This is a genomic window from Nocardioides sp., from assembly GCF_036405735.1.
Taxonomy (GTDB): Bacteria; Actinomycetota; Actinomycetes; order Propionibacteriales; family Nocardioidaceae; genus Nocardioides.
The window spans coordinates 42,565-54,141 of the sequence record NZ_DASWXC010000098.1; the positions used below are offsets into that span (position 1 = coordinate 42,565).

Annotated in this window: 12 protein-coding genes and 2 pseudogenes; 5 read left to right on the plus strand and 9 right to left on the minus strand. The window is 73.2% G+C overall.

Annotated elements, in window-relative coordinates; translation table 11 throughout:
* Nucleotides 1–7: 7 nt before the first annotated feature.
* From VGE38_RS16330 to VGE38_RS16350, 5 genes are read right to left on the minus strand one after another with little or no spacing between them, the layout of a single operon-like run.
* The gene (locus VGE38_RS16330; RefSeq protein ID WP_331143616.1) at nucleotides 8–1,051 is read right to left on the minus strand and encodes a phosphotransferase family protein; all 1,044 of its coding nucleotides are present in this window, start codon (nucleotides 1,049–1,051) and stop codon (nucleotides 8–10) included.
* A complete protein-coding gene (locus VGE38_RS16335) occupies nucleotides 1,048–1,737 on the minus strand; it encodes an HAD family hydrolase (RefSeq protein WP_331143617.1) in 690 nt (229 codons plus the stop codon). Before VGE38_RS16335 ends, VGE38_RS16330 begins: the two co-directional genes overlap by 4 nt.
* The gene (locus VGE38_RS16340) at nucleotides 1,734–2,729 is read right to left on the minus strand and encodes an NADPH:quinone oxidoreductase family protein (RefSeq protein WP_331143618.1); all 996 of its coding nucleotides are present in this window, start codon (nucleotides 2,727–2,729) and stop codon (nucleotides 1,734–1,736) included. Before VGE38_RS16340 ends, VGE38_RS16335 begins: the two co-directional genes overlap by 4 nt.
* Nucleotides 2,726–3,520 carry an SDR family NAD(P)-dependent oxidoreductase gene (locus tag VGE38_RS16345; RefSeq protein ID WP_331143619.1) on the minus strand — a complete coding sequence of 265 codons (795 nt, stop codon included), beginning with the start codon at nucleotides 3,518–3,520 and terminating at the stop codon, nucleotides 2,726–2,728. The genes VGE38_RS16340 and VGE38_RS16345 overlap by 4 nt, the downstream gene beginning before the upstream one ends.
* A gap of 2 nt (nucleotides 3,521–3,522) precedes the next feature.
* Entirely contained in the window at nucleotides 3,523–4,278 is a 756-nt protein-coding gene (locus VGE38_RS16350) for an SDR family oxidoreductase (protein ID WP_331143620.1), read from the minus strand.
* A 127-nt stretch (nucleotides 4,279–4,405) separates the two neighbouring features.
* Between VGE38_RS16350 and VGE38_RS16355 the strand changes: the two genes are divergently transcribed.
* Nucleotides 4,406–5,005, plus strand: a complete 600-nt coding sequence (locus VGE38_RS16355) for a TetR/AcrR family transcriptional regulator (RefSeq protein WP_331143621.1) — start codon at nucleotides 4,406–4,408, stop codon at nucleotides 5,003–5,005.
* A 33-nt stretch (nucleotides 5,006–5,038) separates the two neighbouring features.
* Here VGE38_RS16355 and VGE38_RS16360 read toward each other — a convergent pair whose 3' ends face one another.
* The 3 genes from VGE38_RS16360 to VGE38_RS16370 are packed head-to-tail and all read right to left on the minus strand — an operon-like array spanning nucleotide 5,039 to nucleotide 7,537.
* Complete coding sequence (locus VGE38_RS16360; protein WP_331143622.1) at nucleotides 5,039–5,569, minus strand: serine hydrolase; 531 nt, start codon at nucleotides 5,567–5,569, stop codon at nucleotides 5,039–5,041.
* Nucleotides 5,569–6,675 carry a GuaB3 family IMP dehydrogenase-related protein gene (locus VGE38_RS16365; protein WP_331143623.1) on the minus strand — a complete coding sequence of 369 codons (1,107 nt, stop codon included), beginning with the start codon at nucleotides 6,673–6,675 and terminating at the stop codon, nucleotides 5,569–5,571. Before VGE38_RS16365 ends, VGE38_RS16360 begins: the two co-directional genes overlap by 1 nt.
* Before the next feature lie 55 nt (nucleotides 6,676–6,730).
* Nucleotides 6,731–7,537: a class I SAM-dependent methyltransferase gene (locus VGE38_RS16370; protein ID WP_331143624.1), complete on the minus strand. Its 807-nt coding sequence runs from the start codon at nucleotides 7,535–7,537 to the stop codon at nucleotides 6,731–6,733.
* Nucleotides 7,538–7,707: 170 nt separating this feature from the next.
* Here VGE38_RS16370 and VGE38_RS17550 point away from each other — a divergent pair.
* A pseudogene (locus tag VGE38_RS17550) lies at nucleotides 7,708–7,857 on the plus strand (winged helix-turn-helix transcriptional regulator); the annotation flags it as partial.
* 31 nt (nucleotides 7,858–7,888) lie between these two features.
* Nucleotides 7,889–7,996: pseudogene (locus VGE38_RS17555) on the plus strand (HxlR-like winged helix-turn-helix transcriptional regulator); the annotation flags it as partial.
* On the opposite strand, the gene guaB reads toward VGE38_RS17555, so the two are convergent.
* Nucleotides 7,981–9,486: an IMP dehydrogenase gene (guaB, locus tag VGE38_RS16375; RefSeq protein ID WP_331143625.1), complete on the minus strand. Its 1,506-nt coding sequence runs from the start codon at nucleotides 9,484–9,486 to the stop codon at nucleotides 7,981–7,983. The pseudogene VGE38_RS17555 and the gene guaB sit on opposite strands and share 16 nt — an antisense overlap.
* Before the next feature lie 168 nt (nucleotides 9,487–9,654).
* Between guaB and VGE38_RS16380 the strand changes: the two genes are divergently transcribed.
* Nucleotides 9,655–10,197, plus strand: coding sequence for a SigE family RNA polymerase sigma factor (locus VGE38_RS16380; protein ID WP_331143626.1), 543 nt, complete (start codon nucleotides 9,655–9,657; stop codon nucleotides 10,195–10,197).
* Nucleotides 10,191–11,540, plus strand: a complete 1,350-nt coding sequence (locus tag VGE38_RS16385) for a hypothetical protein (RefSeq protein WP_331143627.1) — start codon at nucleotides 10,191–10,193, stop codon at nucleotides 11,538–11,540. Before VGE38_RS16380 ends, VGE38_RS16385 begins: the two co-directional genes overlap by 7 nt.
* Nucleotides 11,541–11,577: the final 37 nt, after the last annotated feature.

Sequence of the window (11,577 nt, forward strand, 5' to 3'; positions counted from 1 at the left end):
ACGTCGGTCAGTCGTCCAGCGCCGCGAGGCCCGCTGCGAGCAGCGGATGGATCGCGTCGCCGATGGCGTCGAACCCCTCCCCGACCGTCTGGCCGTGGAGGTGGCGGTAGTGGATGCCCTCGAGGATCGCGGCGAGCTTGTACGCCGCCAGCCCGAGGTAGAAGCCGAACCGGCTCAGGTCGCGGTGGCTCGCCCGGTCGTAGCGCGCCAGGATCTCGGACTCGTCGAGCCAGCCGGGCGCCTTGCTGACGTCGCTGACGGTGCCGCCGCCGAACTCCGTCATCCGCTGGTAGAGCAGCATCAGCGCGAGATCGGTCAGCGGGTCGCCCAGGGTGGCCATCTCCCAGTCGACGACCGCGTTGATCCGGTCCACGTCGTCGCGGCCGTCGGCGCCGGTGCCGGTGCCGGTGCCGACCAGCACGTTGTCGAGCCGGAAGTCGCCGTGGACGATGCCGGGCGGTCCCTGGGGTGGGACGCTGGCGGCGAGGCGGGCGTGCAGCTGGTCCGCGGCCGGCAGGTCCCGGCTGTGCGAGGCGTCCATCTGCTTCTTCCAACGCCCGACCTGGCGGGCCAGGAAGCCGTCGGGCCGGCCGAAGTCGGCCAGTCCGACCTGGGCTGGGTCGACCTCGTGCAGCGTTGCGAGGGTGTCGACGAGCCGCTCGCAGACGGCCCGCGTGCGGTCGGCGCCCAGTGCCTCCAGCTCGCCGCGGCTGCGGTACGGCACGCCGGGGACCTTCTCCATCACGTAGAAGACGGCACCGACGACGTCGGGGTCCTCGCACAATGCGTAGGTGGTCGGCACCGGGACGGCGGTGTCGCGCAAGGCGGTCATCACGCGATGCTCGCGGGCCATGTCGTGGGCGGTCGCCAGGACGTGGCCGAGCGGCGGCCGCCGTACGATCCAGGAGCGCTCGCCGTCGCTGACCTCGTAGGTCAGGTTCGACTTGCCGCCGGCGATGTGCCGCGCGCTCAGCGTCCCGGACGCCCCGGGCACGTGGTCGGCGAACCAGGTGCTCAGCCTCGACAGGTCCAGGCCGGGGACGTCGCTCATCGCTCTCCCTCCGTGGTGGGGGCCAGGCCGGGCACCAGCTCGGCGAGGTGGGCGCGGGTGGCCGCCGGATCGGTGTGCAGCAGCGTTCGCAGCCCGATCTGCCGGGCACCCACGAGGTTCGGCTCGGCGTCGTCGACGAAGACGGCCTGCTCGGGCCGGACGCCCAGGGCGTCGAGCACCAGCCGGTAGATCTCGGGCTGCGGCTTGCGCAGCCCGACCTCACCGGAGATCACGACCTCGTCGAAGACGGCGGCGATCCGGCCACGGGCGTAGGTGTTGCCCCAGCTGTTGGAAAGCAGGCCGGTGCGCAGGCCGAGCGCGCGCAGGTCGGCCACGAGGTCGAACATGACCGGCTCCGCGCGCATGCCGGCGAAGAGCCGGTCGACGATGCCGTCGGCGACCACCGGGTCGCCGTCGTGGCGCACCAGCTCGGCGGCCAGCAGCGACCCGAACTCCGCCGCGCTCAGCTCGCCGGTCTCCAGCCGGTGCACCGGCGTACCGGCCGGGGCGTCGCGGGAGAGCCACGCCTTGAGGGTCCGGCTGAAGGACTGCGGGTCGATGCCGTCCGCCTCCAGCCAGGCCGCGATCGAGTCGCGGACCGGCGTCGTCAGCACCCCGCCGTAGTCGAAGACGACCGCCTCGACCGCGGACTGCTCGCTCGTTCCTCGCTCGACTCCCTCGCTCACGGGACGACCACCACGCGACCTACCGTGGTGCCCTCCCCGAGCCGCTGGACGCCGGCGGCCGCCTGGGCGAGCGGGATGCGCTCGCTGACCAGTGGCCGGACCAGGCCGCGGTCGGCCAGGTCGGTCAGGGCGGCGTGGCACTCCGCCACGGCACCGGGGTCGACCAGGTTGTACAGGCCCCAGTGCAGCCCGAGGATCGAGTAGTTCTTGATGAGGGCGTGGTTGAGGGCCGCGGACTGGATCTCACCGCCGGCGAACCCGATGACGAGGATGCGCCCCTCGAAGGCCACGCACTTGGTGGACCGCTGGTAGGTGTCGCCGCCGACCGGGTCGTAGATCACGTCGGCACCGCGGCCGCCGGTCTGCTCCTTGACGACCGCGACCCAGTCGCCGGCCGGACCCTCGGCATGCCGGTCCACGACGACGTCCGCGCCGAGCGCACGGGCGACCTCGGCCTTCTCCGGGCCGCCGACGACACCGATGACGGTGGCGCCGGCCGCCTTGCCGAGCTGGACCGCCGCACTGCCCACGCCGCCCGCGGCGGCGTGGACCAGCAGCGTCTCGCCGGCCTGCAGCCGAGCGCGACGGTGGAGCGCGAACCAGCCGGTCTGGTAGCCGATGTAGAGCGAGGCCGCCTCGGCGTCGTCGAGCGCAGCCGGCGCCGGGAACGTGGTGGCCTGGTCCATCAGCGCCTGCTCGGCGAACCCGCCGTAGGGGAAGACGCCGGCGCCGATGACGCGGTCACCGACCGCGAACCGGGTCACGCCCTCGCCGACCGCGACCACCTCCCCGCACAGCTCCACGCCGGGCGTGAACGGCAGCTCGGGCTTGAGCTGGTACTCCCCGCGGCACAGCAGCACGTCGGGGAAGTTCGCCGGCGCCGCCAGCACCCGTACGACGAGCCGGCCCGGACCCGGCTCGGGGTCGGGCACCTCCACCAGCCGCATCGCCTCCGCGGGCTCACCGAGCTCCGCCACCCGCCATGCCTTCATCGCTGACCTCCTAGGTCGAGTTGCTGGTCGAGCCCCTGCTGGATCCGGTTCATGCCGCCGAGCCAGCGGTCGGTGTCGGTAGCCCGCGCGGCGTAGTAGGCGCCGACCTCCGGGTGCGGCAGCACCAGGAAGCGGTCGTCGTCGAGGGCGTCCCAGGCGGCGTCGGCCACCTGCTCGGGGGTCAGCACCGAGTCCCGGCCCAGCAGCTCCTGCAGCGGCCCCGCCTCCTCGAGCATCCGGGTGGCGACGCCCTGCGGGCAGATGGCCTGCACCACGACCCCACGGTGCCGGTAGGTCGCGGCGAGCCACTCGGCGTAGGCGACGGCACCGTGCTTGGAGACGGAGTACGTCGGGCTGCCCAACATCGTCAGCAGGCCGGCCGCGGACGCCGTGACGACGAACCGGCCGCCGCCGCGCTCGAGCCACTCCGGGACCAGCAGCCGGGAGGCCCGCACGTGGGCCATCACGTTGACCTCCAGCGAGGCGGCCCAGTCCTCCTCGGCGGCGTCGAGCCCCTTCCCCCGGTCGACCCCGGCGTTGGCGAACCAGACGTCGATCGCGCCGAGTGCCGCGCGGGCGCGCCCGACCAGGTCGGCGACGCCGGCCTCCGAGGCCGCATCCCCGCCGGCGGCGTACCCACCGATCTCGGCGGCGACCGCCTCGGCCGCGGCGGTGTCGCGGTCGTTGACGACGACCCGGGCGCCGCCCGCGGCCATCCGGCGGGCGAGCGCACGGCCGATGCCGTGGCCGGCGCCGGTGACGACGACGCCGCTGCCTGCCAGGTCCGGCATCCTCAGACGCCGCCCTGCAGCAGCAGGCCGCCGTCCACGACCAGCGCCTGCCCGGTGATCCAGGCCGCGTCCTCGGACAGCAGGAACGCCACGACGCTGCCGATGTCGGAGGGGACGCCGAGCCGCCGGAGCGGGTAGGCCGCCGCAACCTCCTCCTCCCGGCCCTCGTAGAGAGCGGTGGCGAACCTCGTCTTCACGACGGCCGGGGCGACGGCGTTGACCCGGATCGTCGGCCCGAGCTCGACGGCGAGCTCCTCGGTCAGGTGGATCAGCATCGCCTTGGTGCCGCCGTACAGCGCGATCCCGGGGGCGGGTCGCACGCCGGCGACCGAGGCGACGTTGACGACGGCGCCACCGTGCTCGCCCATCCACGCGCGCTGCGCCTGCTGGATCCAGGCGATCGGCGCCAGGCAGTTGACGTCGACCATCTTGCGGGCGGCGGAGACGTCGAGGTCCATCAGCGGCCCGTAGTACGGATTGATGCCGGTGTTGTTGACCAGCAGGTCGAGGCTCCCGAACGTCTCGATAGCCGTGGCGACCGTCTCTGCCTGGTGGTCGGGGTCGTCGGCGTGACCCGCGACGAAGGTCGCGTGCTCAGGCCCGCCGAGCTCGCGGACGGCCTCCTCGAGGGCGTCGGGCTTGCGGGCGGTGATCACCACCCGGGCACCGTCGTCGACCAGACGCTGCGCGATGGCGAGGCCGATGCCCCTGCTCGCCCCGGTCACGATCGCGGTCTTGCCCTGGAACCGTCCGGCCACGCCCACTCCTCGCTCGTTTGACTAAGCGCTTGCTTACGACGTGTGACACACTGCCGTACGACGACCGGGGGGTCAACCGCCGATGGAGACTGGGGCGCGCAGTGCGCGGAGGAAGGAGCAGCGTCGGATGAGCGGAACGCCCGAGTCTTCGCGCGGCGACCTCGCGCGCGCCCGGCTGCTGGAGGCGGCCGTCCAGGCGTTCGCCGCCAAGGGGTTCCACGGGACCACCACGCGTGACATCGCCGCAGCCGCGGGGATGAGCCCGGCGGCGGTCTACGTGCACCACCGCTCCAAGGAGGAACTGCTCTACCTCATCTCCCACGACGGCCACCAGCGCACGCTCGACCTGGTCCGCGCCGCGGTGGCCGCCGGCACGACGCCGACCGAGCAGCTGGCCGAGGTCGCGCGCCGGTTCGGCGCGCACCACGCCGAGGGCCACACCTGGGCGCGGATCGTGAACTACGAGCTCGCCGCGCTCGCCCCCGGGCACCTCGCGGAGGTGCTGGAGCTGCGGATCGGCATCGAGACCGAGGTGCGCCGGGTCGTCGAGGCGGGTGCGCTCACCGGCGAGTTCGACGTGCCCGACGTGGGGATCGCGACCACGGCCGTGCTCTCGCTCGGCATCGACATCGCCCGGTGGTACCGCGAGGACGGCCGGTGGACACCGGCCGACATCGGCGAGCACATGGCCGCGCTGGCGCTGCGGGTGGTCGGCGCCCGGCAGTGACGCCGGCGCCACCCGTGTCGGCTACCAGGCTGGCTACCAGGCCGTCTCCCACAGGAACCGCGCCAGCTCGCTGACGCGCCACTCCGCCTCGTCCTCGTCCAGGCCGGTGGTCAGCACGGCCAGCACGAACGGCGGCCGGTCGGTGGGACGCACCAGCGCCACCTCGTGGCGGAACCCGTCGCCCAGACCGGTGTGGTTCGCGACGAGCACGTCCTCGGGCAGGCCCAGCGGGATCCCGTCCCGCTCCGGATGGCCGACCAGCTCCTGCTCCAGCGCGTCGCCGGCGGACGCCGACAGCAGCCGGCGCTCGGCGATGCCGGCCAGGATCCGGGCGGCGTCATGGGCGGTGATCAGGTCCCGCTCACCGCCGGCGACGACCAGCTCGGTCATCGGGGAGCAGCCGGCTGCCTCGAGCACGGCCGCGGGCGTCGTACCTGCCTCCTCGGCGACCCGCGCGACCAGGGCGCCGAGCGTGCCGGCGGCGTGCTGCTGGTTGACGTTGCGAGCCTCCCGGACCGACCCGTCCAGGTCGGCCAGCCAGACCGAGACCAGCGCCTCGCCCATCAGGCCAGGACCACCTCGACCCGCTGGAACTCCTTGACGTCGGTGTAGCCGGTCGTCGCCATGCTGCGCTTGAGGGCGCCCACGAGGTTCATGGTGCCGTCGGCGACGTGGCTGGGACCCAGCAGGATCTCCTCGAAGGTGCCGACCGGCTCGAACTCCACCCGCTGGCCCCGCGGCAGCGCGGCGTGGTGCGCCTCCGCGCCCCAGTGGAAGCCGCGGCCCGGCGCGTCGGAGGCGCGGGCGAACGGGCTGCCCACCATCACGGCGTCCGCGCCGCAGGCGATCGCCTTGGCCAGGTCGCCGGACGTGCCGATCGAGCCGTCGGCGATGACGTGGACGTAGCGGCCGCCGGACTCGTCGAGGTAGTCGCGGCGGGCGGCGGCGACGTCGGCGACCGCGCTGGCCATCGGCACGGCGACGCCGAGGACGGTGCGCGTGGTGTGCGCGGCGCCGCCGCCGAAGCCCACGAGTACGCCGGCCGCGCCGGTGCGCATCAGGTGCAGCGCTGCCTGGTGGGTGGCGCAGCCACCGACGATGACCGGGACGTCGAGCTCGTAGATGAACTCCTTGAGGTTGAGCGGCTCGGCCTGGCTGCTCACGTGCTCGGCGCTGACCGTCGTGCCGCGGATGACGAACATGTCCACGCCGGCGTCGACGACCGTCTTGGCGAACTCCTTGGTGCGCTGCGGGCTGAGGCTGCCGGCGACGGTGACGCCGGCCTCGCGCATCTCGCGCAGCCGCTCGGTGATCAGCTCGGCCTTCACCGGCTCGGTGTAGATCTCCTGCAGCCGGCGCGTCGCCTCGGTGCCGCGCAGGGCGGCCACCTCCTCGAGCAGCGGCTCCGGGTCGGCGTACCGGGTCCAGATGCCTTCGAGGTTGAGCACACCGAGGCCGCCGAGCTGGCCGAGCTTGACGGCCGTGGCCGGCGACATCACCGAGTCCATCGGCGCGGCGAGGATCGGCAGCTCGAAGCGGTAGGCGTCGATCTGCCAGTGCACGCTGACCTCCTCGGGGTCGCGCGTGCGGCGGCTCGGGACGATGGCCACGTCGTCGAAGGAGTAGGCGCGACGCGCCCGCTTGGCGCGGCCGATCTCGATGTCAGTCACCGCTCAAGCCTAGGGGATGCCGTGCCGGTCCGATTGTGCCGCGGCCGGTCGGCGCTCAGTGTCGGGTCGCGGTCACCAGGAGGTACTCCCACTCCATCCGGCCGTCGTCGAGGAACCGGTCGCCGAGGGCGGCCAGCGCCTCGTCGAGCGCCGCCGCGCGCTCGGCGTCGTCGCCGAGCCCGCGGTAGGCCACGATCGTCGGTCCGTAGTGGGCCTTGAAGTAGTCGCGGAACTGCGCCCCGGTGCCGAACGCCTCGACGGCGACCGCCCGCGTCACGGCGGTCAGGTCGTCGACCCGGTCCCCCAACAGCTCACGGACGTGGGCCTCCTCGCCCCACAGCGGCGGCGGCTGGGCACCCTCGGGCGGCGGCGGGGCGAACGGCTTCATCGTCGCGAACATCTGGCCGATGAACCCGGCCGGCGTCCAGCTGGCGAGGCCGATGCGTCCGCCCGGCCGGGTGACCCGCAGCAGCTCGCCGGCGGCGGCCCGGTGGAACGGCGCGAACATCACGCCGATGGCGGACATGACGACGTCGAACGAAGCCTCGTCGTAGGGCAGCGCCTCCGCGTCCGCGGTCTCCCACGTGAGCGTCACACCGGCCTCGGCGGCACGCCGCTCCCCGATCTCGAGCAACTCGGGCGTCAGGTCGCTCGCCGTGACGTCGCCGCCGGCGAGCGCCGCCGGGATCGCGGCATTGCCGGTGCCGGCCGCGACGTCCAGGACCCGCTCACCGGGTTGGATCCGGCAGGCGTCGGCGACGGCCCGGCCGACGTCGGGGACCAGCTCGTCGGCGACGCGGCGGTAGTCGCCGAGCGCCCACATGGCGCGGTGGCGGGCCTTCAGGTCAGGTGGGGTGGTCATCGGCGTCGTCCTCCTCGGGTTCGGGAAGTCGAGCGTGCGCCGCCCACCGATGCTGGGGATAGTTGCCGATCTGTACTTGTCCGCCTGGCCGGGCGGGCGTGCAATGGAGGGCGCGCGGAGAGGCGGTGCCGATGGGTGGCTACGGGCAGCTCGGTCCCCTGGCGAACGCCATGGAGGTGCTCGACGAGCGCTGGACGCTGCTCGTGGTGCGCGAGCTGCTGCTGGGCAGCACCCACTTCAACGAGCTGCGCCGGGGCGTGCCGCGGATGTCGCCCGCGCTGCTCTCCAAGCGGCTGCGCACCCTCGAGCGCGCCGGGATCGTGCGCCGTCACGGCAGCGGCCACCCGCACGTCGTACCACCTGACCGAGGCGGGCCGGGAGCTCCAGGAGGCGGTCACCGCGCTCAGCGCCTGGGGTGCGCGCTGGCTCGGCCAGCCGACGCCTCAGAAGCCGCTGTAGTTGGGCGCCTCGACCGTCATCTGTACGCCGTGCGGGTGGCTCTCCTTGAGCGAGGCGCTCGTGATGCGGACGAACCGGCCGCCCTCCTGCAGCTCCGCGATCGTGCGCGAGCCGGTGTAGAACATCGTCTGGTGCAGCCCGCCGATGAGCTGGTGGGCGACCGCCGCGAGCGGGCCGCGGTAGGCGACCTGGCCCTCGATGCCCTCCGGCACGATCTTGTCGTCGCTGGTCACCTCGGCCTGGAAGTAGCGGTCCTTGGAGTAGGACTTCTTGCCGCGGCTCGACATCGCGCCGAGCGAGCCCATACCGCGGTAGGCCTTGAACTGCTTGCCGTTGACGAAGACCAGCTCGCCCGGCGACTCCTCGCAGCCGGCGAGCAGCGAGCCGAGCATGACGGTGTCGGCGCCGGCGACGATGGCCTTGCCGATCTCGCCGGAGTGCTTCATGCCGCCGTCGGCGATGACCGGGACACCCGCCGGCCTGCACGCCAACGAGGCCTCGTAGACGGCGGTGACCTGCGGGACGCCGACACCGGTGACGATCCGGGTGGTGCAGATAGAGCCCGGGCCGACGCCGACCTTGACCGCGTCCGCGCCGGCGTCCACGAACGACTGGGCACCCTCGCGGGTGGCGACGTTCCCGCCGATGACCTGGACGTGCTTGGTGGCCGGGTCGCTCTTGAGCTTCTTGACCATGTCGAGCAGCAGCCGCACGTTGCCGTGCGCGGTGTCGGCGACGAGCACGTCCACACCGGCCTCGACCAGAGTCGTGGCGCGCTGCCACGCGTCGCCGAAGTAGCCGATCGCCGCGCCGACGAGCAGCCGGCCGTGGGCGTCGTACGACGCGTTGGGGAACTGCTCGCCCTTGACGAAGTCCTTGACGGTGATCAGCCCGGTCAGCTTGCCGGAGGAGTCGATCAGCGGCAGCCGCTCGCGCTTGTGCTTGCGCAGCAGGGCGGTGGCGTCCTCGCGGGAGATGTCGGAGGGTCCGGTGATGAGCGGCATCGGCGTCATGACCTCGTCGACCTTGGTCGTCGCCCACTCCGCGACCGGGGTGAAGCGCAGGTCGCGGTTGGTGATCATGCCGAGGAGGCGGAACTCGCCGTCGACGACAGGGAAGCCGGAGACGCGGTACTCCCCCGCGAGGTGGTCGAGCTGCTCCAGCGTCGCGTCCGGGCCGATCGTGACCGGGTTGGAGATGATGCCGGTCTGCGTGCGCTTGACCAGGTCGACCTGGTAGGCCTGGTCCTCGATCGAGAGGTTGCGGTGCAGGACGCCCAGTCCGCCCTGGCGCGCCATCGCGATCGCCATGCGGGACTCCGTCACCGTGTCCATCGCGGCCGAGACCAGCGGCACCTTCAGCGAGATCTCGCGCGTGAGCCGCGCGGTGGTGTCGATCTCGTCGGGAGCGAGATCTGAGTACCCCGGCAGCAGCAGCACGTCGTCGTAGGTGAGGCCCAGCGTCGCGAACTTCTCGGGGATGCTCTCCATGACGGAATTCTACGGCCGCTGTCCCGGCGGCACCGAACTGGCGGCCGCCGCTGGGATGCGACGCCCGGCAACGGCTCGCCGGCCGCGTTCCGCGACCCGAACCGCGGCCGCGATGAGAAACTCGGCGTCTGCTGGCAACCGATCCCCGAGTGACCACGTTGGTAGGGCATGAAGCGCGACGCGGACGCCGAGTCCGCCTTCACCGAGTTCGCCGCGGCGAGCCGGGCACGCCTGCGCAACACGGCGTACCTGCTCTGCGGTGACTGGGACCGGGCCTCCGACCACGTGCAGGAGGCGCTGATCCGGGTCTACGTGGCGTGGCCGCGGCTGCAGCGACAGGGGCGCGAGCTCGCCTACGCCCGCAGGACCGTGGTCAACGTCTTCCTGGACGCGAGCCGTCGGCGGTCGAGCAGCGAGCAGCCGTTCGCGGTCACCCCCGAGGTGCCCTCGCCCGAGGACGTCGCCCGCGGCGTCTCCGACCGCGCCGCGCTCATGACCGCCCTCGCCCGGTTGCCCGAGCGGCAGCGGGCCTGCGTGGTGCTGCGCTACTTCGAGGACCTCGACGTCCGCGAGACCGCCGCCACCCTCGGCTGCCACGAGGGCACCGTCAAGAGCCAGACCTCGCGTGCCCTCGCCTCGCTGCGGGTGATGTTCGCCGAGGCCTCCCGCGACGAGCTCGTCGCGGCCGGAGAGGAGAACCAGCCATGGTGAACGAGCTTCAGGAGCTGCTGCGCGCGAACGTCGCCGATCCCCCGCACGACCGGCTCGACCTCGGCGCGGTGGTGCGTGGCGGGCGCCGACGGGTACGGCGGCGTCGCAACGTCGCGATCGGCGCGGCCGCGTTCGCCACCGCGGGGATCGTCGCCGCCGGCGCGGTGCTCCAGGGGGGCGGCGGGGGCACCGAGATCGCCGGCGAGCCTCCCGCGCCGGACGCCCCGACGCTGACGCTCGCCGACGCCACCACGGCGGTCGCCGGGCGCGACTACCGCGAGCTCGCGTCGTACACCAACGACGACCTGGACAGCGACAACGGCCAGTACCTCGACGGCATGACCGACGACGGCCTCGTCCTGTTCCGCGACGGGCCGCGGGCCGACCAGCGCTACCCACGGTTCGCGCTCCTCGATCCGGCCACGGGAACCAAGGACTGGCTGCCGCGGCTGCCTGACGTCACCCAGAACCAGACGACGCCCGTCGCCCTCGGCGAGGACCGCCTCGTGCTCCTCGGCTACGAGGAGGACCCCACGGCGAGCACGGACGGCTTCCTGGTCCGCCTGGTCGCCTTCGTGTTCGACCGTGACGACCGGCGGTGGAGCACCGTGTCGTGGCCCGGGCTCCCCGCGGTGGAGAGCCCCAGCGTCCTGGTCGGGCCCGACGACCGGCTCTACGTCCGCACCCCGGCGACGCGGCCCGGGCCACCCCCCGGCGGCTGGCCGGTGGGTCCTGACGGCGAGGCCGAGGACGCCGACGCCGAGGGCGAGACGAACCACCTCTGGTCGGTCTCGCTGACCGACCCGGCCGACGTCCGGGACGAGGGCCTGGAGGTGGGCGACGTGGCGTTCACCGGATCCGCGATGGTCTGGACCGACTCGCGCAACGGCGACGCCGGGAGGATCCACGTGCGCGACCTGGCGACCGGTGCCGAGCACTCCTTCGACCCGCGCAGCGGCGAGCGGTGCAACCTGCTGTCGTTCGGCGCGGCCGGCGACCGGATCGCGATGGGCCAGTACTGCGGCACCTACGAGGGCGGCGTGCGCGACGACCGGGTGCAGGTCGTCAGCACCGACGGCCGGCAGGTGGTGACGTTGCAGGGCAGCGGGCTCGACGGCGGTCTGGTCCCGGGCAGCCAGGTCGTCACGGTGACGGCGTACGGCGACGAGGACGGCACCTACGTCTACGACCTCGCCGGCGACCGGCTGCTGAGGATCAGCGACACGACGTCGTCGTGGGCGAGCACGACCGGCCCGGCCGGCGAGCCGAGCCGGTTCTCCTGGATGACGCCGGTGAACCGGAACGACGGCGCCACCCAGCACATCGGTGAGCTGCTGCGCTGAAATGCCGAGTCGGCACGTCCTCTCAGGCGAGGACGTG